Source organism: Staphylococcus casei (assembly GCF_030294405.1).
GTDB lineage: Bacteria > Bacillota > Bacilli > Staphylococcales > Staphylococcaceae > Staphylococcus > Staphylococcus succinus.
In genome coordinates, this window is the sequence record NZ_CP125718.1 from 201,583 (window position 1) to 225,478 (window position 23,896).

Sequence of the window (23,896 nt, forward strand, 5' to 3'; positions counted from 1 at the left end):
TGGTATTTAAAAAAACGCCTTATTTATAATAACATAAAATATTTTTATTTTGTACGTCCGTTTAAATGGTACTAAGCAAAGGGGAAAGCGCATACCAATATGTTTTTAGTTAAATGATATACAAAGTATCTCTTTGAAGTTAAAGCAAAAAACGACACCAATAGTTAAACACTATTGATGTCATTTGTATAGGATATCATCGGTAGTATAGATGAATAGCCTAATATTTTGGGACAGTTGGGACTTCCGATATAAGTTTTTGTGTATAAGGTGCTTGTGGATTTGTGATAAGACGTTCAGTATCATTGAGTTCAATAATTCTGCCATTTTGCATTACGGCGATTCGGTCACACATTTCATTGATCACACCCATGTCATGGGTAATAAAGATGTATGTAATACCCATATCTTCTTGTAATTGTTTCAGTAACTGGATAATTTCTTTTTGGATAGAGACATCTAGTGCAGAGACTGCTTCATCACAGACGATAACTTTTGGATTAATAGAAATCGCACGTGCGATACTAACTCTTTGGCGTTGGCCACCTGATAATTCATGAGGAAAACGATAAAGGAAACTTTCATCAAGCCCCACGCGATGCAACAATGCAATGACTGCTTTTTCTAATGCGTTTTCATCATTTATCATATTGTGAATTTTCAAAGGTCGACCAATAATATCAATCACTTTAAATCTTGGATTAATGGAAGCATAAGGATCTTGGAAAATCATTTGGATATCCTTCCTTAAACTTTTCATTTCTTTAGCGCTAAATAGATTTAAAGGGATATTTTCATACCAAATATAGCCTTCTGAGATTTCATTTAGACCGACGACCGTCTTAGCTAAGGATGATTTTCCGGAACCGGATTCTCCAACAATACCTAAAGCCTCCCCACGTTTAATGTTTAAATTGACATGTTCTACCGCTCTAAACTGTGCGCCATGACCTATAGGGTAATCGACACTCACATCTTCAAACTTCAAGAGCGTATCGTTACTTATTTGACGCGATGTTTTGGGCGCGTATAAATCTGGAATAGAGTCAATTAAATGGCGCGTATATGCAGATTGTGGGTTTTGAAATATGGCTTCGACACTACCGCTTTCTACAACTTCGCCTTGTTTCATAACTATAAGCTCATCGCAAAATTGGTATACGATACCTAAATCATGAGTGATAAATAAAATAGATGTATCAATATATTCATATAAGCTTTTCATCAGTTCGAGTAATTGATTTTGCGTACTTACATCGAGTGCGGTAGTCGGTTCATCTGCGATTAAGACTTGTGGTTCTAATACGAGTGCCATTGCAATCATGACACGTTGACGCATGCCACCGGAAAATTCATAGGGATAAGCATTAAAATTACGTTCTACGTTTTGAATGCCTACTTTTTCTAAGATATCAATTGCCATCGCTTTTGCTTGTTTTTTATCAATTTTCTTATGCTGCAATATAACTTCAGTAATTTGTTTACCTATTGTAATACGTGGATTCAATGATGAAATAGGATCTTGAAAAATCATTGCAATATCTTTGCCACGAATTTTCTGAAAGGATTGATTTGAAAAGTTATTTAAATGGTTATCGTTAAATATAATCTCACCCGATAAAGTGTGGTCAGGATAATCAGGTAACAAACCCATAATTGATTTTGCAGTAATACTTTTTCCAGAACCAGATTCCCCAACAATCCCTAAAATTTTCTTTTTATCTAATTTGAAACTAATGTCTTTAACAGCTTGAATTGTTGTTTCTTCATAATTGAAAGTCACGCCTAGATTTTTGACTTCTAATAAAGTTGGCATGAGGTAATTCCTCCCTATTCACAAATAGTTACTTTTAATCTATACTTTATATATCATACTAATCTACTCGAGTATAAGTTACAAGGAGTGATATTTTATTAACCATTATCAACAGGCTTTCAAACGATTATATAACAAAACGTTTTATCGCATTCTTTTTTCTCTATTAAGCTTACCGCTTTTTATATATGCATTTTGTAAGTATTTAATCATTGCGGATAAAATAACTGATCCAGCACGAACTTCTGAAATTGAAGAAATTGTTGCTGCATTAAAGCAAAAGTATATATTTTTAGAACAACGTCGATCTGATGTGCAACTGCAAAAGGAAGCCCATCAGATCTATCGTCGGCGCTACCGTAATAACGATACAAAAGATACAAATGATTTTACTTCATTTTATCAAGGTATTTTATTTAATAACTTAGTTACATTAAAAATAATATTTGCTATTCCTTTATTTATTGTACTGAGTTTTTATTTAAATCCAATGATTCGATACATATTTGAACGTATAGTAATGGCGGTTGTCGTTATTATTGGAGTGATCGTTGTTGTATTTACCATTCTTTATTTATCTCCATTAGATGCGGCATACAGTATATTAGGGCCAGATGCAACGAAGGCGCAAATCCATCAATTTAATGAAGCGCACCATCTAAATAGTCCTTATCTTGTGCAGTTATGGGATGCAATTAAAGGCGTATTTACATTCGATTTAGGTACGACGTATAAAGGGAATGAGGTTGTAACACATGCTGTTGCTTCAAGAATACCTATTACATTATTACTTACAGTGGTTGCATTAATTATTGCGATTGTAATTGCCATCCCTATTGGTGTTGTGAGTGCTCTAAAACGTAACAGTTGGTTAGACGTCATACTCATGACACTAGCACTCATTGGTTTATCTATTCCTAATTTTTGGCAAGGCTTGTTATTTATATTAGCCTTTTCATTGAAATTAGACGTCCTGCCACCGTCTTATATGCCGGATAATCCTTTATCATTAATTTTACCAGTGTTGGTGATTGGAACAGCGATTGCTGCATCTATCACACGCATGACAAGATCTTCTGTATTAGAAGTTATGAGAAATGATTACGTAATGACAGCATATGCTAAAGGCTTATCAACAACACAAGTCGTCACTAGACATATATTGAAAAATGCAATTATTCCAATCATTACACTAATCGGTTTACTTGTTGCAGAATTACTTGGTGGGTCGGCTGTAACAGAACAAGTCTTTAACATTAATGGTATTGGTCGCTATATCGTTCAGAAACAACTTGTCCCTGACATACCTGCAGTCATGGGTGGCGTAGTTTATATTTCAATTGTCATATCACTCGTCAATTTAGCGATTGATATTTTCTATGCAATTGTCGATCCAAAACTTCGTAGTGAAATTAAGGAAAGGGAGTAATTATATGTCACAAAAAAAATCAACAATAGCTTCCTTACATTTCTTCACAATATGTGCAGTTTTCACATACATAGTTACTATATTGACAGGATGTATTAACTTATTTAAAGGGTATGTAGCAGATACATTTTATATAGCACAACTGGCACTTGTCATCGTTACAATTTTAATCGCTGTGATTGCAATGTGTGAAAGATTTTGGCGTAATAACCAAAGTTTGCGCTACATGGCCTATGTGATACTTATCGCGGCAACGTTTACTGGAAATGTATTTACGTTACTTATGTTTGTGAGCGTTCTGCGATATCACCAAACTTCTATGAAAGGTATTTACAATGGCTGGGAATCTTTTGTGAAGAAAATGAAGTCAAATCGTATTGCTATGATCGGTATGATTATTCTAGTGTTTATGTTGACCTTATCTACGGCGTCTAACTTTGTGTTTGATACCACTTTGGCCACACAAAATCAATTTAATGATTTATTGAAACGCCCTAGTTTGGTACATCCATTTGGTACAGATGATTTTGGCCGTGATTTATTTACGCGCATTGTGGTTGGTACTAAATTAACGTTCTTTATTTCAATTATTTCTGTAGTGATATCTGTCATATTGGGGATGGTCTTAGGCATGATTGCTGGTTATTTTGTGAAGGCAGATAACACTATTATGCGTTTTTTAGATATTATTTTTGCTATTCCATCCTTATTATTAGCTGTTGCGATTATAGCTTCATTTGGAGCAAGTACGATGAATCTAATCATTGCATTGAGTGTTGGAAATATTCCTTCTTTTGCAAGGACTATGCGCGCCAATGTATTAGAAGTCAAACGTACAGAATACGTAGATGCAGCACGTATCACAGGGGAAAGTACTTTACGTATTTTATGGAGTTATATTCTGCCGAATGCCTTGTCACCAATGATTGTACGTTTTTCACTTAACATAGGTGTAGTGGTATTAACAACAAGTAGTCTAAGCTTTTTAGGTTTAGGCGTATCGCCAGAAGTACCTGAGTGGGGAAATATCTTACGTACAGGTAGTAATTATCTTGAAACGCATAGTAACCTCGCAGTATTTCCTGGGTTATGTATTATGTTGCTGGTCTTATCATTTAACTTTATCGGGGATGCAGTGCGTGATGCACTCGATCCAAAAATTCAATAGAAAGGTAGGGAACGAAGTTGAAGAAAATCATAAGTATCGCCACGTTAAGTTTGGCATTAATTTTAAGCGGGTGTAGTGTTCCTACCAAATCTGAATTGCCAGATAAAGCCCAAAAAGTAGATGTTAAAGGTGAAAAACCTACAATTCGTTTTTTAGGACAAGCAAGTTACGAAAACGATATGAATATCGTTAAAGAGCAGTTAGAACAGGCGGGATTTAATGTAAAAATGAACATCCAACCTGACTATGGAAGCTATCGAACACAACGAGAAGCAGGAAATTATGATATTCAAATCGATGATTGGACGACCGTATTCGGTGATCCTAACTATTCAATGAGCGCTTTATTTAGTTCCGAAGGGTCAAACAGTTTATTAAAAAATAAGAAAATAGATCAAATGATTAATACTGCATCTACGGAAGAAAAATCAGAAGCCAAACAAGCATATAAAGCATTAGAAGATGAAGTTATCTTTAATAAAGCTTATATGGCGCCTTTATATGGCGCGAAGAAAAATTTAGTTTATGACAATCAAGTATTGGATAAAAATAGTATAGGATTACCAAACTCTCGCGCATTAATATGGCAGCAATTTGATTATAAAAATAAAAAAGAGCGTGATACGAGACCGCTTGTAATGACGCAACCTGATGGTGAGATTTCTACGTTGGATCCAATTCGTTCAATAGCGCCATCTGTTTATGGTATAGATATGAATATGTATACTCGCCTATTAACATTAGATGAAAATGACCAGATTACCACTAATGGTTCTTTAAGTCGTGATTATGCCACGAATAAAGAGAATAATGAATTTTATTTCTTATTACGTGATGATGATTACTTTGCGAAAGTTGAGAATGGTCAAGCTAAGCGTACAAATGAAAGCGTAACTGCTGACGACGTGACATTCTCACTAAATCGTGCCAAAGATCAACATTCAGTTCCTGACAATAACACTTACAATATGCACCAGCATATTAAAAATATAAGTGAGGTATCTGATTCTGATATAGAAAATTTAAAGCACATTAAAAGTAAAGGTAATCAATCTGTATATGATAAATTGATAAAGCAACATCAAGTCAAATCTTTAACTACGGATTACTCAAAAGTAAGTAATAAAGATGGAAAATATCAAATGGTTAAAATTACTACAGATCAACCCATGCCTAAAGAAGTGAATTACCTTACACATTCATCGGCAGGTATTTTGTCTAAAAAATATGTTACAAAAATGAATGATGACAAACAATCAAAAGATTATGGTGACAGTAGCACTGTACCTTCCAAAGATAGTGGGAAAAACCAACTCTATGCAAGTGGTGCTTACATTATGACTAAGAAAAATTCATATCAAGCGACGTTACAACGTAATCCTGGTTTTAATGAAAAAGAAAAGGATGCCTATGGACCTGGGAAAATTAAAAACATAACGATGAAATTTAATGATGATCCAGACAATACAGTTTCTGAAGTGAGAAATCATTCGATTGATATGTTAGCGGATGTGGACCAAAAGAACTTTGATTTAATTAAATCTGATAGTGATTTAAGTATTGCGCGTAAAAACGGTCGCAAATCAGTATTTTTAATGTTGAATAGTAAAAGAGGTATATTTAAAGATCAACCTGCCTTAAGGCGAGCAGTTGTTAATGCAGTGGATCAAGATCAGTTTATTAAATTCTATCGAGGCGATAAGTTTAGAATTGCATCACCTGTTACGCCATTATTAGACACGGGAAATAAGCAACGACAAAATTTAGAACAAGTTGAAAAAGAAATGAATCAAAAAATTAAATAATTCATAGAAAAGTTAGGTCTTATAATGGTCCTAACTTTTCATTATGATTAAGGAGGCATTAGATGTCAGCAAATAATCACAAAGTACATAATGAGACGCAATCTACAGAAGGGCTTATCTCTGTGTCCCATCCTCTAGCAGCCGAAGTGGGTAAAAAAGTATTAGAGCAAGGCGGTAATGCAATGGATGCCGTCATCGCTATACAACTTTCTTTGAATGTAGTTGAACCTTTTACTTCAGGAATCGGAGGCGGAGGATACTTACTCTATTTTGATAATGCAACGAAAGAAATGACAGCTTTTGATGCACGAGAAACAGCACCAGCAGATATAGACCGTCAATTTTATCTCAATGAGAAAGGGCAACATAAGACATTTTTTGAATTAAGTACGCACGGTAAAACAGTAGCAGTTCCAGCTATTCCTAAATTATTTGAATACATTCATGCAAAGTATAGTCATTTATCATTGGAAGATTTAATTAACCCAGCAATTGAACAAGCCGAAAAAGGACATCGAGCGAACTGGGCTACTGAAAAATATTCTTGGCATCAAATTGAGCGCATACACAAATTTGCTGAAACACGTAAAGTATATACTAATGCACACGATGACTATTTCCATGAAGGAGATTGGATAACGCTGCCCGATCTTGCGAAAACATTTCGTATTTTAAGAGATGAGGGATTTAGTGCTTTTTATAAAGGTGACATCGCTAATCAACTCGTGAATACCGTCCGCGACAATGGTGGAACAATGACCAAAACAGATTTAGCAACATATGATATACGTATTAAACAACCGATTTCAGCTAATTATAGAGGTTATGATATTCATGCAATGGGTCCTTCTAGTTCTGGTGGTATCACTACAATTCAGATTTTAAAATTATTAGAGCGATTTGATATCCAATCAATGGGTCCACGCTCGACTGATTATTTGCATCATTTAATTCAAGCAATGCATATTGCATACAGTGATCGTGCACATTATTTAGCAGACGATGATTTTTATGATATCCCTGTAGATGCTTTAATTGATGAAGGTTATTTAAAAGAACGTAGCAACTTAATACAAGGTAACAGGGCGAATTTTGATATCGAGCATGGCACTAGCATACCTTCATCTATGGCACACACTGATGTTGATGAAAAACATACTGAAACAACGCATTTTTCAGTAACAGATCAATATGGCAATGTGGCATCATTCACAACTTCTATAGGTATGATCTATGGCTCAGGTATGACAATTCCGGGCTATGGCGTCTTATTAAACACAACGATTGATGGCTTTGATGTTGTGGCCGGTGGCATAAATGAAATTGAGCCACGGAAACGTTCATTGAGCAACATGGCACCGACAATTGTTACTAAAAATGGGAAGCCCATACTTGAAGTTGGAGCGCCCGGAGCGATTAGTATTATCGCAAGTGTTGTTCAAACACTAATCAATGTGATTGACTTTGATATGACCATCCAACAAGCAATTGATGAACCGAGAATTTATAGTAGTAACCCATCGCGTATTGAATGGGAACCTCAATTTACGCAAAGTACAATTTTAAAACTGATTGCCAAAGGGCATGCATTTGAACGTAAACCTGAAATCTATATTGGAGATGTACATGGTTTACAAATAGATGAAAAAACAAATGCAGCCTCAGGTGGCGCGGATGATACACGAGAAGGCGTCATTATCGGAGGCGATGTTCATATTGTTCGAGACAAACCATCAGTGATTAAATTTAAGGATGAAGCTGCTTATAACGTGACGTTAAATCGTGTAACATTACCACTTTATCATGACCAAACACTTATTTCAGAACAACGCTATTGGTTGCGCCAAGATGTAGCAATAGATGTGTTTTCAAACGATATTTCTCATATAGAAAATCATGCTTGTCAAGAATTCGACAACCAAAGCTATATTGATATTGTTGTGTTTGCTGAAGCACTCGGATACCAAGTAGAGATACAAAGTAATCATATTTCGCTATTTAAAGATTATGAGCAACGTGTTGATGAAGAAGAAGCGGCATATTATCGCTATGACAAAGAAAGTATCACAAGATAATATTAGTGGTATGAAATAGGCGTTTATAGTTATAGGTACAGTATTTCAAACCTGAAATAAAGTGAATAGAATAGGCTTTTATGTGAGGAAACATGACTTTTGAAGTTATGTTTTTTTACACAAATTTTTAAATGATAGAATATTCAGATAATATGTATGTATACCTATTAGAAATGGAGTGATACATATGTTATCAGGCTTATTAAAACCAGTTGTTGACTTAGTAGCTGCATTAGGATTGTAATTTTTAAGGCATGAGTAATAGTGTATAAGATATGAAAGCGTTAGTATATTTATATATAGATGGAGTGATATACATGTTATCGGGCTTATTAAAACCAGTTGTTGACTTAGTAGCTGCATTAGGATTGTAATGTTATAAGATATGGAAGTACAGTGCATAAGGTAAATAAATCTAGTATATTCATAATAGAAATGGAGCGATTCATATGTTATCAGGCGTATTGAAACCAATTGTTGACTTAGTAGCCGCTTTGGGGCTGTAATCTAATTAAAGTATGTTATAGAAATTAAATCTGAAGTTTACAGTAAGTTATCTTGTTCACACCATGATTGCTGACTTCAGTAATATAAATGTATCTTCTTTGAATCATTGAGCGAAAATTGGCGATGCTAATCCTAATCCTATCTAAAATAAAAGCCCTCACTATACGGGAGTGAGGACTTTTTTTTATTGTAATTGGATGGTGATTTGTATCATTTAGTTTTGTATTTTAACTAGAATTTTGGCTTGAGATTTATCATTGATAAGTTTTTCGAAACCAGATTCTACGATATTACTTAGGTCGATTTCATCAGTAATGACATCTTTGACTGCCAAATTACCTTCATTAATTAAATCAATTGTTTGTTGGAATGTTGTTGGTGTATATGCGATTGTAGATGTTAATTTCACGCCAGAGTTTGTAAGTTGCATTGGATGCCATTCAATAGCATGGCCAAAGATGGATACAATAACTACTGTACCTCTAGGACGTGTAACAGCTATAGAGGACTTAAGCGTTGGTGCGACACCGGCCACTTCGAAAGTTACATCGACACCATTATCAGTATGGTCTGCAATAAATGCTTCCACATCTTCTTCGCCAGAATTAACTGCAAATGTTGCACCTAATTGTTTGGCTTTTGTTAAACGTTCTTGTGATAAATCAAATACAAAAATTTTGCTAGCACCTGCTGCTTTAGCAGCAATTACTGTAAGTAAACCAATTGGTCCTGCACCAAAAATAGCGACAGTATCTCCGAACAGTACTTCACCTTCCTTGATTGCTTGTACTGCAACAGCTGTTGGTTCAACCAACGCGCCTTCTTTATCAGAGACATTGTCAGGTAATTTATATACATTTTCTTCAGGTGCATTTGTAAATTCAGCAAATCCTCCATCAGATCCTAAACCAATGAAAGAGTACCCATCATATAAATCAACGCTTTCTTCTTTGTTTCTATGTGAAACGGTAGGGTTTACTACAACTCTTTCACCTTTGCTAAATTTTGTAACATCTTTTCCTACTGCTTCTACTACACCAGCAAATTCATGACCAAGCGTGACAGGGGCTTGTTGACCAAGAAAAGGATCCGGTTTATCAGTCGAAATAAAAATAGGACCTTCTATATATTCATGTAAATCTGTACCACAAATACCAGCCCAAGAGACTTTCACTTTTACTTCGTTATTTTGGAGCGGTTTAGGTTCACGTTCCTCGACACGTACATCTTTTTGTCCATACCAAACTGCAGATTTCATATATATACTACCTCCTAATTATTTATAAATGTATTGTACAACTATTCCCACGAATATCAAAATATTCTGAATAAAAAATTTGGAAATATGATGTTTTGTTAATTCAATTTAATGAATATATGGTTTTTATTTGTCATGAAAATAACTTACAGTTTCATTTAAAAATAAATCGACTATCTTATTGTCCCATCCTTTCTTCTTAGTTAAAGCAAAGGAATGAAATAGAGGTAAAGGAGACGTTGTTTGAATTATTTTTAATTTATTTTGAATTATTTCATCTTTAACAGTTCGTAATGGTAGGACGCTGAATCCCATATTGTCTAAAATAAATGTCTTGATAGCATTGATACTCCATAATTCAGTATGTTTAACTATTTTAAAATCATTGTTAGTTACAAAAGTTTCAAACATTTTTCGGTAAGTACTATCTTTTTCATTAATTACGAAATGATTATAGGTTTGATGGTTTAATAATGTATTTAGCATGTCTGGGGCATCCGTATGTGCAACGATTACAATTTCATCTTCTGATAATTTATATTTATTAAGATATTTGTTTTGGATATTTTCATTAATGACAAATGCAATATCCACTTCCCCATCCATAACTAACCTTTGATTGTTACTACAAGTATTATTATATAAGTCTATATCAATATCAGGATATTTTTCTAAAAAACGTTTAATTATATCGCTTAAGCCAGTTGTTACAAGTGATTCAGGTGCTGCAATTCTCAATTTACCTTTATTAATTTGCTGATGAGATAAATTTAATATTTGCTCATGTGTGGAAATATAGTCATTCACAAGAGGGAGAATTTGGTTTAAAAATGCTGTTGGTTTCAGTTGTTTATTTTGATGTGAAAATAATTCGTGCTTTAATTCTATTTCTAACTGCTGAATTTGTTGAGAAATATTTGACTGTGTATAGTTTAATATTTTAGCAGTTTCTGTATAACTCCTCGTATATAACAAAGTTTTTAAAATGTTTAATTGTTTAATATTCATAAAATCACCTATTAATATTATTTATATTAATATAATAACATTAATTTTACTTATTGGTTATAACGACATAGTATTTTATGTGAGGTGATAAATATGGTAAGTTTTTTAGTCTTTGTTTTTGTAACATCAATTACACCTGGACCAAGTAATTTATTTATTCTTAATTCAACTAAAGCATATGGAATAGCGGGTGCTATGAAATTTATAAGCGGTATTTTATTAGGTTTTTTATTTTTAGCAGTGATTTCAATCATTTGTTTGCTCGTATTTGATTCGTTCATATTAAAAATTGAAGCATTGCTTAAGTATTTTGGCTTTTTATATTTATTATATTTAGCATATAAAACCTATGCATCCACTAGAAAGGAAGAGAAAGAAAAAGTCTATTTCTCTTTCAAATCTGGATTTCTATTACAAATATTAAATATGAAATCGTTATTGTTCTTCATAACACTGTTGGGAGTTTTTATATTACCTATAGCTAATATGAAATTCATGATTTTCATTTATATGTTTTTAACAGTGCTTATAGGGTGGTTATGTTTGTTTTTTTGGGGTATAGCAGGAAATTATTTGAAATCCTTTCTCCAAAAGTATGATTTCCAATTCAAAATAGTGATGTCTTTATTATTATTATATTCAGCAATAAGCATCTTCTTGTAACATTAAATGATACTAGGAAGAAAAAAATTCTGTCTAGTATTTTTCTTTTTCTGGAATTATAAAGAAGTTTATAGCTTCCTAGAACCCTCACAAATTTATAATTATTGAATTAAAATATTTGAAATTAAACAGATAATAGAAATTTTACTCCCCTTATAAATTATATTGACACATAATATAACTGATGATATCTTTAATTCATATGAGAATAATCGGAATTAATGAGAAATGGGTGTATTTATGGGAAAAAATTATATGAAATTGGGATTATTTTTAGCAGGTTACGGTCATCATGTTGCAAGTTGGAGACATCAAGAAGTTAGTGAAAAAGGGCCTATGGATTTAGAACATTTGGTTAATATTGCTAAAAAAGCCGAGCAAGGAAAGTTTGACCTATTGTTCTTAGCGGATAGTTTATTTGTATCAGCATCGTCGCATCCTAATATTTTAAGTCGTTTTGAACCAATGACTTTATTAACGGTATTAGCTCGAGAAACTACTGATATTGGTCTAGCAAGTACAGCTTCTACAACGTATGAACAACCTTTTCATCTCGCAAGAAGATTTAGTTCTTTAGATCATATTAGTCATGGTCGTGCAGCGTGGAATATTGTGACATCATCCATCAATAGTACAGCTGAAAATTTTAATGGTACAAGACATATGGAACATGAATTACGCTATGAACGTGCAGATGAGTTTGTGCAGGTAGCGAATAAGCTGTGGAAATCATGGGATGAGGGCACGTTTAGACGCAATAAAGATAACGGACAATTTATAGACGGAGAAAAATTACATACGATTGACCATGAAGGTAAGCACTTTAAAGTAAAGGGTCCTTTGAATATTGAACGCTCACCTCAAGTTAGACCGTTATTAATTCAAGCGGGATCATCTCCTACAGGTACAAATTTAGCATCAAAAGTAGCAGACGTTGTGTTTACAGCCCAAAGCAATAAGACAGATGCACAACATTTTTATCAAAAACTTCAAGATAAAGTTATACAACATGATAGATTATCTCAACAAGTTGCGATAATGCCAGGTCTATTTCCAGTATTAGGAGAAACTGAACAAGACGCACAAGAGAACTATCAAACATTACAAGATTTAATCTTACCAGAGGTAGGTTTGAAAATTTTAGCACCATATGTAGGTGAAATTGATTTAAGCGCATATGAGATGTCTACACCATTTGAAGATATTGAATTTGATCATGGAAACGGTGTTCAAAGCCGTTTAGAAGTAATTTTAAGAGATGCACGCGAACACCATTTAACATTAGAACAAGTTATGAAACAAGTAGCTGGTTCAAGAGGTCATCACATTGTTATAGGTACGCCAGAAATGGTTGCAGATAAAATGCAAGACTGGTTTGAAGATGGTGCAGCAGACGGATTTAATATTATGCCCCCATTATTACCTACGCAATTTGATTTGTTTGTTGAAAAGGTGGTGCCTATTTTGCAAGCGAGAGGATTAGTCCAGACTACATATACACAAGGTACTTTAAGAGAAAAATTTGGACTCAAAAATGATTAAGGAGGCTTCTTAAATGACATCGATAAGAAAAGCAACGACGGATGATGTTGAAGCGATTGTGGAATTGATGTATGAGGCATATGCACCTATCCGTGAATTAGGGATTCAATTTGAATCGGCTTATCCTACTCGTGACAAAGTGAAGGATAATATGGAACAAAATTTATGTTACGTATACGAAATTGATAACAATTTAATTAGTACGATATCTTTAAGAATGCCATGGAGCAGTAACCCAGGTCCATATTACTTTCCACATATATGGTGGTTTGCTACTAATCCACAATATAAAGGTAAGGGGATTGGTAGTGAAGTACTTAACTTTATTGAAAATGAAATTATCAAACAAGATTTTCATTCTCCAGCAGTAACTTTAGGAACTGCGAGTAACCACCCTTGGCTAGTTGAAATGTATGAACGTAGAGGTTATCAAAAATTTGGATCTAAAGATCTTGGAAAAGGACACATTACACAATATTTTATAAAGGTCTTAAATTCAGATTTATTTTGTGGGACTGACTCACTACGACAAAAATTTACTGATGTAACTTATGAGGAGGCTGAGTATGGAATTTGATCCGATATATTTTCTGGAAAGTTTCCCTAAAATATTACCCTTTTTACCATTAACATTATATTTGGCAGTCATTGCACTGATTATTTCGGTTATCGGCGGTCTTGTATTAGCACTGATATTAAAAGCTAATATTCCCGTTCTAAAGCAATTAGCGTTATTATATATTTCATTTTTCCGTTCTATACCAAGTTTGGTACAACTATTCCTCATCTATTATGGTTTGCCACAATTGATACCTGGTATGAGAGTTATTGATGCGATTACAGCAGCAATTATAGGTTTAAGTGTTAAAAATTCAGCGTATTTGGCTGAAATATTCAGAGCAGCTATTTCTTCTGTAGACAAGGGGCAATTTGAAGCAGCACACTCCATAGGGCTTAGTAAAATACGTACATATTTTTCAATTATATTACCACAAGCGACAAGAAATGCTATTCCAGCGACAGGGAATATTTTTGTAGGGTTAATTAAAGAAACCTCACTTGTGTTTACACTAGGTGTGACGGAAATTTTTGCTAAAAGTAAATTATTAGCTTCGGCATCATATAAATTTTTAGAAACATTTTTAGCAGTCGCAATCATATACTGGATTGTAACAATTATTTTTAGTTATTTACAAAATCTGTTAGAGAAAAAAATGAATAAGCCATATAAAAATTGAGGTAAATTTACATGATTAAAATTGAGCATTTAAGAAAATCATTTGGTCAGACTGAAGTACTAAAAGATATAAATTTAGAGTTGAATCAAGGCGAGGTATTAGCTATTATCGGTCCTTCAGGGTCTGGGAAGTCTACCCTACTTCGTTGTTTGAATTGGCTAGAACAACCAGATGCGGGGACAATAACAATAAATGGTATTGATGTACAAGCAGATAAAATTAATAAAAAGAAAAAAAATGCACTAATAAAGCAGACCTCAATGGTATTTCAACATTACAATTTGTTTAAAAATAAAACAGTGTTTCAAAATGTTGCTTTAGGATTGAAATCAGATAAAAAGTTAGACAAAGCAATGATCGAAGAACGAGTAAACAATTATCTAGAAAAAGTAGGTCTTTATCAATTCAAAGATAAATATCCTGCTACACTATCCGGTGGACAACAACAACGAGTAGGCATTGCAAGAGCATTAGCATTAGATACACCTATATTACTATTTGATGAACCCACCTCAGCATTAGACCCAGAATTAGTCACAGGTGTATTAAATATTATAAAAGATGTTGCTAACCTGCATAAAACATTAATTATTGTAACCCACGAAATGTCCTTTGCTGAAGATATTGCTGATCATGTTGTATTTATGGAAGATGGTTATATCGTTGAAAGTGGGAGCCCAACACAAATATTCCACTCACCTAAACATGAACGCACAAGTGCATTTATTAATAATAAAGCAAGTTTAACGCGCACAAGCTCGGCAGAAGGTGAAAGTTTATCGACAACATAACTTTTAAATTTATAGAAAATATTATTAAATCTGTAGATAATATAGGTGACAAAGAAAAAATAGCAGCTAAGAATGCGATTATTGATTTTTTAGCAACAGCTTTTGCATCTTCGGGAAATAAGCATATCCAGCAATTGATAGATGTTTTAATTGAGGAACATGGCCCCGGTACACATCAGGTGATTGGCTATGACCAAGGATTAACTGCGAGTGATGCTGCGTTAGTAAACGGCTTTATACTACATTATTATGATTATGATGATGTACATTCAGATTTACGAGGTCATGCTTCATCAGTGATATTTCCTGCATTGTTATCTCATTGTCAGAAAGGCAATTACGATTTTCAACACTTTATCGATAGCTATATTGTTGGAATTGAAGTGGCAGCACGTATCGGTCGTACAATAGGAAAGCAGCATTATGAAGAGGGATGGCATACATCTTCCACGATAGGTATATTAGGTGCTACTGCAGCGTGTTCATACTTTTTAGCGTTAGATAAAGCATCATTTTCTAATGCTTTAGGAATAGCTATAACAGAAGCAAGTGGAATGAGAGCTCAATTTGGTACTGATGTAAAACCATTACATATAGGCTTGGCTGCACAAAAAGCATATATGGCAATTATCTACAGTAAGCAACATGCAATAGAAGGTAATAAGAACATGTTACCGACATTTTATGAGATGTTTCATAGTCCGCATACTATACCAACACATATCTATACGCAAAAGATTGAAAACTGGGCAATTCAACAACCAGGGTTATGGTTCAAATTATATCCTTGTTGTTCAGCAAATTATCATGCCATTGACGCTACAATATCACTTCAAGAGCAATATCATTTTAAGGTTGAAGATATTGCTCAAATTAACGTGATATTTCCCACTAATGGCGATGCAGCTTTAAAATTTTCACAACCCAAAAATGGATTGGAAGGTAGATTTAGCGTTGAATTTGTAATTGCTAAATTATTAATGCGTGGCACGCTTACGTTAGATGATTTTTTGGAGTTGACGATAAATCAAGATATACAAGATGTAATGTCTAAAATACAACGCATTTATAATGATACGATTATCCCTGATGACAATGCTTTACCCATTGGACGCTTTACAATTGTTGAAATTATTACACACTCACAAGAGATATATAGTGAACGTGTAGATGCACCAAGAGGAAGTCCTAATCAGCCACTCAGTCAAGCTGTACTTATAGAAAAGCTTAAAATGTATGCGCCTAAACACGCTGAAAATATTGCGACTTTAGATCAAATTAAAAATACAAATCAATTTATTGCATACATTGCAACAGGAGGATAATGTTATGAGAAAATTATGGATTTTAATAATAATAGGTTTACTTGTGCTAGCTGGGTGTTCTTCTAGTAAAGAAAAAGGCACAATTGTAGTAGGTACTACTGGCCAAAGTTATCCTAATTCGTATGAAAAAGATGGGAAATTAGTGGGCTATGACATTGAAGTTTTTGAGAAAGCAGCTAAAAAAGCAGGTTATAAAGTTAAATGGGTTAAAGCCGATTTTTCAGGTGTAATGGGGCAATTAGACTCTGGGCGTGTAGACTCAGTAGCCAATGCAGTGGCGGTAACTGATGAACGTAAAGATAAATATCAATTTTCAAATCCATACTCATATATAGGAAGTCAAATTGTCACTTCTAGTAAAAATAAAGATATTAATGAATATCAAGATTTAAAAGGCAAAAAAGTTGCCGGAGTCATGGGATCGAATCATACAGAGGCTTTAGAACAGTTTAATAAAGATAATCAGTATGATATTAAAACTAAGACCTATGAAAATAGAGAAAGTGCTATGTTAGATTTAGATAATAAACGTATAGATGGCTACATTAATTCAAGTTCGGTATTATCTGCAGAGAAAAACAAAAAAGGGAAAGATATTAAATTCGTAGGCAAAGCGATCAATGTTGAAGCTACCAGTTTCCCATTCAAAAAAGATAATGCAGATAAGAAAAAAGCTATAGATAAAGGTATCAAATCATTAAAAGATGATGGCGAATTAAAAAAATTGTCAGAGAAATATTTTGGAGAAGATACTACCCAAAAATAATGTGACATATTAATTTGATTAAGAAGAAAGATATGATTAAATTCACCTAAAAAGACGAAGAAACTGTTTTCATAATTTTTTGAAAACAGTTTCTTCGTCTTTTTTTGTTAATGCGAATCGAAAATTATATCTATAAAATCTATAGATATATAAAATAAAATAAATAGGATGTTGAATAGAAAAAGAATTACTCAACTTTAATTTAAAAATCACTTGTAATGTACAATGTAATATTGCATAATGAATTTCGAGAAAGTTGTAAAATGCTCTATGAGGGGTTTTAAGTAATATAATGAGTGATTTTGGGTATCTTACACATGAAAGAAAATGAGAAAAGAGGAAGGGTATGTCAAAAAGAGAAAGAGAGTTTAAACAAAGTTTAAATCAAGAAAAGGCCCGAGTTAAATTATATAAAGCGGGAAAAAATTGGGTCAAATCTGGAATCAAAGAAATTAAATTATTAGGTATTTTGGGAATGCCGGTATTTAAGGGGAGTGAAAAATCAGAAATAGAGGTTGAACATGTAACAGGAGACATGATTCAACGCAATGTATTAAAGACCACAGCGATTATAGGTGGCGCATTTACAGTAAACATGTTACATGATCAGCAAGCGTTAGCCGATTCAGAATTACCTATTACATCAGAATTATCTTCTTATAGTGAAACAGTAGGAAATCAAAATTCTACAGTAGTAAATCAATCAGAATCAAGCGAATTACAATCAACATCGGAGAAAGCAAATAGCGAGAGTGAGAAGTCCACATCAGAGAAAGCAAATAGTGAGAGTGAGACGTCAACATCAGAGAAAGCAAATAGCGAAAGTGAAACGTCAACATCGGAGAAAGCAAATAGCGAAAGTGAGACGTCAATATCAGAGAAAGCAAATAGCGAGAGTGAGACGTCAACATCAGAAAAAGCAGATAGCGAAAGTGAGAAGTCCACATCAGAAAAAGTGGATAGTGAAAGTGGAGCATCAACATCAGAAAAAAGTTACAGTGAGGCAGCTTCTACAACTGAACATATCAGTAGGAAAAGTGAAAAGTCTATTGAAGAACGCACCTACTCTAGTAGTGAAATCAACAATAACCTAAGTACTACCGAAAGTATTTCAGAAGTTGATTTAGAATCTAGCTCTATCAGGCTCTCTACTTCAAGTGATACAACAAGTGAAGCGCCGATAAGAGTAAGACGTGCAGTGCCAAATTTAATGAGGGCAGCAGCAACCACTTCACAATCAGCTACATATACAGGTGCAGGGATTGATAGGGTTTATAACGTGCCTATCTATTATAAATTAGTTGTTACAAGTGACGGAAAAAATGAGATGTTTACGTATACGGTCACTTATGATAATCCCAATACCACAACTGTGGAAAAATTACCAAGAAATGCAAGCTCAAGTTATTCAATTAAAAATTCAACAACAAGCACTTCGCCAATGTTTACGTTAGGTAGTGGATATGGCAGACCAACTACTGCATACAATTATATTGCAGATTATAGTGGTAAACAAATATCTGCGGTTCCATCAGGTAATTTAACTGTGTCAAAAGTTGGTTCAGGTTATTCTTGGTCTAATGACTATGCGATGAATGGCCATTATGCGAAACAAGGTGCAGGTCTAGTAACAACATGGACAGTGCCAATTACAGGTTCAGGCAATGATTATAGCTGGACATTTACACCATTTACATCAAGAACTTCCAGTTCAATCAATTACTTTAATGGGACTATATCGGGCACTGATCCAGTGAAATCTACTTCAGTGAGCACGTCAGCATCAAGCAGTATGTCACTGAGTAACTCAGCAAGCGCATCAACATCAAGTAGTACGTCACTGAGTAACTCAGCAAGCGCATCAACATCAAGTAGTACGTCACTGAGTAACTCAGCAAGCGCATCAACATCAAGTAGTACGTCACTGAGTAACTCAGCAAGCGCATCAACATCAAGTAGTACGTCACTGAGTAACTCAGCAAGCGCATCAACATCAAGTAGTACGTCACTGAGTAACTCAGCGAGCGCATCAATATCAAGCAGTACATCACTGAGTAACTCAGCAAGCGCATCAACATCAAGTAGTACATCACTGAGTAACTCAGCGAGCGCATCAATATCACTAAGTACGTCCGTATCAGGTTCAGAAAGCGAGTCAACATCACTAAGTACATCTGTGTCAGACTCAGAAAGTGAGTCAACATCATTGAGTACGTCAGTGAGTGAATCAGAAAGCGACTCAGCGTCATTAAGCACATCAGTGTCAGAGTCAGAAAGTGGATCAACATCGTTAAGTACATCGGTATCAGATTCGGAAAGAGACTCCGTGTCATTAAGTACATCAGTATCAGAATCAGATAGTAATTCAGCCTCATTGAGTACATCAGTATCAGAATCAGAGAGCGATTCAACGTCATTAAGCACGTCGGTGTCAGACTCAGAAAGTGGATCAACATCGTTAAGTACGTCAGTGAGTGATTCAGAAAGCGAATCCACGTCATTGAGTACATCAGTATCAGGTTCAGAAAGTGGATCAACGTCACTAAGTACGTCAGTATCAGGTTCAGAAAGCGAGTCAACATCACTAAGTACATCAGTGTCAGGTTCGGAAAGTAATTCAACATCATTAAGCACATCAGTATCAGGTTCAGAAAGTGAATCAACATGATTGAGTACATCGGTGTCAGATTCAGAAAGCGACTCCGTGTCATTAAGCACATCTGTATCAGACTCAGAAAGTGGTTCGGCATCATTAAGTACATCAGTATCAGGTTCGGAAAGTGATTCGACATCATTGAGTACATCTGTGTCAGATTCAGAAAGCGAATCAACGTCATTGAGTACATCAGTATCAGGTTCAGAAAGTGATTCGACATCATTGAGTACATCATTATCAGGTTCAGAAAGTGAGTCAGCGTCATTGAGTACGTCAGTGTCGTATTCGGAAAGCGAGTCAACGTCACTAAGTACGTCCGCGTCAGGTTCGGAAAGCGAGTCAACGTCACTAAGTACATCGGTGTCAGACTCAGAAAGTGGATCAACATCATTGAGTACGTCAGTATCAGGTTCAGAAAGTGAATCAACATCATTGAGTACATCGGTGTCAGATTCAGAAAGCGACTCCGTGTCATTAAGTACGTCGGTATCAGATTCGGAAAGAGACTCCGTGTCACTAAGTACATCGATGTCAGAGTTAGAAAGTGAATCAACGTCATTGAGCACATCTGTATCAGATTCGGAAAGTGAATCAACGTCATTGAGTACATCTGTATCAGGTTCAGAAAGTGAATCAACATCACTAAGTACATCAGTGTCAGACTCAGAAAGTAACTCAACATCGTTAAGTATGTCGATGTCAGAATCAGAAAGCGAGTCAACATCACTAAGTACGTCCGCGTCAGGTTCGGAAAGCGACTCAACGTCATTAAGCACGTCGGTGTCAGACTCAGCAAGCAACTCAACATCATTGAGTACGTCAGTGTCAGATTCAGAAAGCGAGTCAACATCATTGAGCACATCAGTATCAGAGTCAGAAAGTGGATCAACATCGTTAAGTACGTCAGTATCTGGATCAGAAAGTGATTCGACATCATTGAGTACATCTGTGTCAGATTCAGAAAGCGAATCAACGTCATTGAGTACATCAGTATCAGGTTCAGAAAGTGATTCGACATCATTGAGTACGTCATTATCAGAGTCAGAAAGTGGATCAACATCGTTAAGTACATCAGTGTCAGATTCAGAAAGCGAGTCAACATCATTGAGCACATCAGTATCAGAGTCAGAAAGTGGATCAACATCGTTAAGTACGTCAGTATCAGGTTCAGAAAGTGAGTCCGCGTCATTGAGTACGTCAGTGTCAGAGTCAGAAAGTGATTCGACATCACTAAGTACGTCAGTTAGTGAATCAGGAAGCGACTCAGCGTCATTGAGCACATCTGTATCAGATTCGGAAAGTGACTCAACATCATTAAGCACATCTGTATCAGGTTCAGAAAGTAACTCAACGTCATTGAGTACATCGGTATCAGGTTCAGAAAGTGATTCGACATCACTAAGTACATCTGTGTCAGAGTCAGAAAGTGATTCGACATCGTTAAGTACGTCAGTGTCAGATTCTGAAAGTGAATCCGAGTCATTGAGTACATCTGTGTCAGATTCAGAAAGCGAATCAACGTCATTAAGCACGTCGGTGTCAGAATCAGAAAGTAATTCAGCATCATTGAGTATGTCATTATCAGACTCAGAAAGTGGATCAACATCACTAAGTACGTCAGTGTCAGAGTCAGAAAGTGGATCAACATCATTGAGCACATCTGTATCAGATTCGGAAAGCGAATCAACGTCATTGAGTACATCAGTATCAGGTTCAGAAAGTGAGTCAGCGTCATTGAGTACGTCAGTGAGTGAATCAGAGAGTGAGTCCACATCATTGAGTACATCAGTATCTGAATCAGAGAGTGAGTCCACATCATTGAGTACATCAGTATCTGAATCAGAGAGTGAGTCCACATCATTGAGTACATCAGTATCTGAATCAGAGAGAGACTCAACATCATTGAGTACGTCATTATCAGACTCAGAAAGTAACTCAACGTCATTAAGCACATCTGTATCAGAGTCAGCAAGTGGATCGGCATCACTGAGTACATCGGTGTCAGAATCAGAAAGTGACTCAACATCGTTAAGTACATCGGTATCAGGTTCAGAAAGTGACTCAACATCACTAAGTACATCAGTGTCAGATTCTGAAAGCGAGTCAACATCATTGAGCACATCAGTATCAGGTTCAGAAAGCGAGTCAACATCATTGAGCACATCAGTATCAGGTTCAGAAAGTGATTCGACATCACTAAGTACATCTGTGTCAGAGTCAGAAAGTGATTCGACATCATTGAGTACGTCCGTATCAGACTCAGAAAGTAACTCTGCGTCATTAAGTACGTCAGTGTCAGATTCGGAAAGCGAATCAACGTCATTAAGTACATCGGTATCTGAATCAGAAAGTGAATCCACGTCATTAAGCGCATCTGAATCAGAGTCAGCAAGCAACTCAACGTCATTAAGCACATCTGTGTCAGAGTCAGAAAGTAACTCAACATCATTGAGCACATCATTATCAGACTCAGAAAGTAACTCAACGTCATTAAGCACATCTGTATCAGACTCGGAAAGTGAATCAACATCATTAAGTACGTCAGTGTCAGACTCAGAAAGTGGTTCGGCATCATTGAGTACATCGGTGTCAGAATCAGAGAGTGAGTCAGCATCGCTAAGTACATCGATGTCAGATTCAGAAAGTAACTCAACGTCATTGAGTACATCGGTATCAGGTTCAGAAAGTGGATCAACGTCATTGAGTACGTCAGTGTCAGATTCGGAAAGCGACTCCACGTCACTAAGTACGTCGATGTCAGAGTCAGAAAGTGGATCAACATCGTTAAGTGCATCTGTGTCAGATTCAGAAAGTGACTCCACATCATTAAGTACGTCAGTGAGCGAATCAGAAAGTGACTCGACATCATTGAGTACGTCAGTATCAAGTTCAGAAAGTGAGTCCGCGTCATTAAGTACGTCAGTGTCAGATTCAGAAAGTGACTCCACGTCACTAAGTACGTCAGTATCTGACTCAGAAAGTAATTCAACATCACTAAGTACATCTGTATCAGATTCAGAAAGTGACTCCACATCATTAAGTACGTCAGTGAGCGAATCAGAAAGTAACTCAACATCGTTAAGTATGTCGATGTCAGAATCAGAGAGTGAGTCAGCATCACTAAGTACGTCAGTATCTGAATCAGAGAGAGACTCAACATCATTGAGTACGTCATTATCAGACTCAGAAAGTGGATCAACATCGTTAAGTACATCAGTGTCAGAGTCAGAAAGTAACTCAACATCATTGAGCACATCTGTATCAGATTCGGAAAGCGAATCAACGTCATTGAGTACGTCAGTATCTGGATCAGAAAGTAACTCAACATCATTGAGCACATCAGTATCAGACTCAGAAAGTAGTTCGACATCGTTAAGCACATCAGTGAGTGATTCAGAAAGTGACTCCACGTCATTGAGTATGTCGGTATCTGGTTCAGAAAGTAGTTTAACATCGTTAAGTAGATCAGTATTTGACTCAGAAAGCGATTCCGCATCATTGAGTACTTCGGTGTCAAATTCGGAGAGTGAATCCACGTCATTAAGTATGTCCATGTCAGGACCAACAAGTGATTCAACATCATTAAGCACGGCGATGTCCGGATTAGAAAGTGAATCCACGTCTCTAAATACTTTGGTAACAGCTTCACAAAAAGAATCAGCAACAATAAATAATAATGAAGAAAAAGTAGTCAATTTACCAGATACAGGTAAAAATTTAAATAATGAGACTGGTTTAATAGCAGCAGCGCTCACAATGCTTGCAGGATTAGGATTAATTAGAAAGTCTAAAAAGGACAAAAAACATAATAAAGACGAAGTATAAGATTTAAAATATTTAAATATATTT

The 23,896-nt window shown here is 35.3% G+C and carries 16 protein-coding genes and 3 pseudogenes; 15 read left to right on the forward strand and 4 right to left on the reverse strand.

Going from position 1 to position 23,896, the window contains the following annotated elements; translation table 11 throughout:
• Positions 1-220 precede the first annotated feature (220 nt).
• Positions 221-1,816, reverse strand: a complete 1,596-nt coding sequence (locus QMO72_RS00900; RefSeq protein ID WP_103268129.1) for an ABC transporter ATP-binding protein — start codon at positions 1,814-1,816, stop codon at positions 221-223.
• Between the two features lie 436 nt (positions 1,817-2,252).
• On the opposite strand from QMO72_RS00900, the pseudogene QMO72_RS00905 reads away from it, so the two are divergent.
• The 4 genes and pseudogenes from QMO72_RS00905 to ggt form a co-directional block, all read left to right on the forward strand.
• Positions 2,253-3,245, forward strand: a pseudogene (locus QMO72_RS00905) (ABC transporter permease); the annotation flags it as partial.
• 4 nt (positions 3,246-3,249) lie between these two features.
• On the forward strand, positions 3,250-4,413 hold the full coding sequence (locus tag QMO72_RS00910; RefSeq protein WP_103268127.1) for an ABC transporter permease: 1,164 nt from the start codon (positions 3,250-3,252) through the stop codon (positions 4,411-4,413).
• Between the two features lie 17 nt (positions 4,414-4,430).
• A complete protein-coding gene (locus tag QMO72_RS00915) occupies positions 4,431-6,218 on the forward strand; it encodes an ABC transporter substrate-binding protein (protein WP_103268126.1) in 1,788 nt (595 codons plus the stop codon).
• Between the two features lie 62 nt (positions 6,219-6,280).
• On the forward strand, positions 6,281-8,293 hold the full coding sequence (gene ggt / locus QMO72_RS00920; RefSeq protein WP_103268125.1) for a gamma-glutamyltransferase: 2,013 nt from the start codon (positions 6,281-6,283) through the stop codon (positions 8,291-8,293).
• Between the two features lie 721 nt (positions 8,294-9,014).
• Here the strand turns inward: ggt and QMO72_RS00925 are convergent.
• The 3 genes from QMO72_RS00925 to QMO72_RS00935 form a co-directional block, all read right to left on the reverse strand.
• Positions 9,015-10,058: a 2,3-butanediol dehydrogenase gene (locus tag QMO72_RS00925; protein ID WP_103268124.1), complete on the reverse strand. Its 1,044-nt coding sequence runs from the start codon at positions 10,056-10,058 to the stop codon at positions 9,015-9,017.
• A gap of 126 nt (positions 10,059-10,184) precedes the next feature.
• Positions 10,185-11,066, reverse strand: a complete 882-nt coding sequence (locus tag QMO72_RS00930) for a LysR family transcriptional regulator (RefSeq protein ID WP_103268123.1) — start codon at positions 11,064-11,066, stop codon at positions 10,185-10,187.
• 50 nt (positions 11,067-11,116) lie between these two features.
• Positions 11,117-11,320: a hypothetical protein gene (locus tag QMO72_RS00935; protein WP_286093279.1), complete on the reverse strand. Its 204-nt coding sequence runs from the start codon at positions 11,318-11,320 to the stop codon at positions 11,117-11,119.
• Between QMO72_RS00935 and QMO72_RS00940 the strand changes: the two genes are divergently transcribed.
• The 11 genes and pseudogenes from QMO72_RS00940 to QMO72_RS00990 all read left to right on the forward strand — a co-directional run bounded on the left by QMO72_RS00940 (position 11,223) and on the right by QMO72_RS00990 (position 23,872).
• Positions 11,223-11,729, forward strand: coding sequence for a LysE family translocator (locus QMO72_RS00940; RefSeq protein WP_350050154.1), 507 nt, complete (start codon positions 11,223-11,225; stop codon positions 11,727-11,729). The genes QMO72_RS00935 and QMO72_RS00940 overlap by 98 nt on opposite strands.
• A 240-nt stretch (positions 11,730-11,969) precedes the next feature.
• Entirely contained in the window at positions 11,970-13,271 is a 1,302-nt protein-coding gene (locus QMO72_RS00945) for an LLM class flavin-dependent oxidoreductase (protein WP_103267410.1), read from the forward strand.
• Between the two features lie 13 nt (positions 13,272-13,284).
• Complete coding sequence (locus QMO72_RS00950; protein WP_103267411.1) at positions 13,285-13,848, forward strand: GNAT family N-acetyltransferase; 564 nt, start codon at positions 13,285-13,287, stop codon at positions 13,846-13,848.
• Entirely contained in the window at positions 13,838-14,509 is a 672-nt protein-coding gene (locus QMO72_RS00955; protein ID WP_103267412.1) for an amino acid ABC transporter permease, read from the forward strand. The genes QMO72_RS00950 and QMO72_RS00955 overlap by 11 nt, the downstream gene beginning before the upstream one ends.
• An 11-nt stretch (positions 14,510-14,520) precedes the next feature.
• The gene (locus QMO72_RS00960; protein ID WP_103267413.1) at positions 14,521-15,300 is read left to right on the forward strand and encodes an amino acid ABC transporter ATP-binding protein; all 780 of its coding nucleotides are present in this window, start codon (positions 14,521-14,523) and stop codon (positions 15,298-15,300) included.
• Positions 15,301-15,359: 59 nt separating this feature from the next.
• A complete protein-coding gene (locus QMO72_RS00965) occupies positions 15,360-16,625 on the forward strand; it encodes an MmgE/PrpD family protein (RefSeq protein ID WP_286093262.1) in 1,266 nt (421 codons plus the stop codon).
• A gap of 4 nt (positions 16,626-16,629) precedes the next feature.
• Positions 16,630-17,391 carry a transporter substrate-binding domain-containing protein gene (locus tag QMO72_RS00970; RefSeq protein ID WP_103267415.1) on the forward strand — a complete coding sequence of 254 codons (762 nt, stop codon included), beginning with the start codon at positions 16,630-16,632 and terminating at the stop codon, positions 17,389-17,391.
• A 346-nt stretch (positions 17,392-17,737) separates the two neighbouring features.
• Positions 17,738-17,827 (forward strand): annotated as a pseudogene (locus QMO72_RS00975) (KxYKxGKxW signal peptide domain-containing protein); the annotation flags it as partial.
• Positions 17,828-18,173: 346 nt separating this feature from the next.
• Positions 18,174-18,485: a hypothetical protein gene (locus tag QMO72_RS00980; protein ID WP_286093280.1), complete on the forward strand. Its 312-nt coding sequence runs from the start codon at positions 18,174-18,176 to the stop codon at positions 18,483-18,485.
• A gap of 1,670 nt (positions 18,486-20,155) precedes the next feature.
• Positions 20,156-23,575 (forward strand): annotated as a pseudogene (locus QMO72_RS14135) (lectin-like domain-containing protein); the annotation flags it as partial.
• Positions 23,576-23,599: 24 nt separating this feature from the next.
• Entirely contained in the window at positions 23,600-23,872 is a 273-nt protein-coding gene (locus tag QMO72_RS00990) for an LPXTG cell wall anchor domain-containing protein (RefSeq protein ID WP_286093220.1), read from the forward strand.
• Positions 23,873-23,896 lie beyond the last annotated feature (24 nt).

Coding starts and splice junctions, on each gene's coding strand:
- QMO72_RS00970 (WP_103267415.1), top strand. CDS start 16,630: ATGAGAAAATTATGGATTTTAATAATAATAGGTTTACTTGTGCTAGCT.
- QMO72_RS00950 (WP_103267411.1), top strand. CDS start 13,285: ATGACATCGATAAGAAAAGCAACGACGGATGATGTTGAAGCGATTGTG.
- QMO72_RS00935 (WP_286093279.1), bottom strand. CDS start 11,320: ATGATTGAAATCACTGCTAAAAATAAAAAACCTAATAAAATACCGCTT.
- QMO72_RS00930 (WP_103268123.1), bottom strand. CDS start 11,066: ATGAATATTAAACAATTAAACATTTTAAAAACTTTGTTATATACGAGG.
- QMO72_RS00960 (WP_103267413.1), top strand. CDS start 14,521: ATGATTAAAATTGAGCATTTAAGAAAATCATTTGGTCAGACTGAAGTA.
- QMO72_RS00990 (WP_286093220.1), top strand. CDS start 23,600: ATGTCAGGACCAACAAGTGATTCAACATCATTAAGCACGGCGATGTCC.
- QMO72_RS00955 (WP_103267412.1), top strand. CDS start 13,838: ATGGAATTTGATCCGATATATTTTCTGGAAAGTTTCCCTAAAATATTA.
- ggt (WP_103268125.1), top strand. CDS start 6,281: ATGTCAGCAAATAATCACAAAGTACATAATGAGACGCAATCTACAGAA.
- QMO72_RS00925 (WP_103268124.1), bottom strand. CDS start 10,058: ATGAAATCTGCAGTTTGGTATGGACAAAAAGATGTACGTGTCGAGGAA.
- QMO72_RS00945 (WP_103267410.1), top strand. CDS start 11,970: ATGGGAAAAAATTATATGAAATTGGGATTATTTTTAGCAGGTTACGGT.
- QMO72_RS00910 (WP_103268127.1), top strand. CDS start 3,250: ATGTCACAAAAAAAATCAACAATAGCTTCCTTACATTTCTTCACAATA.
- QMO72_RS00900 (WP_103268129.1), bottom strand. CDS start 1,816: ATGCCAACTTTATTAGAAGTCAAAAATCTAGGCGTGACTTTCAATTAT.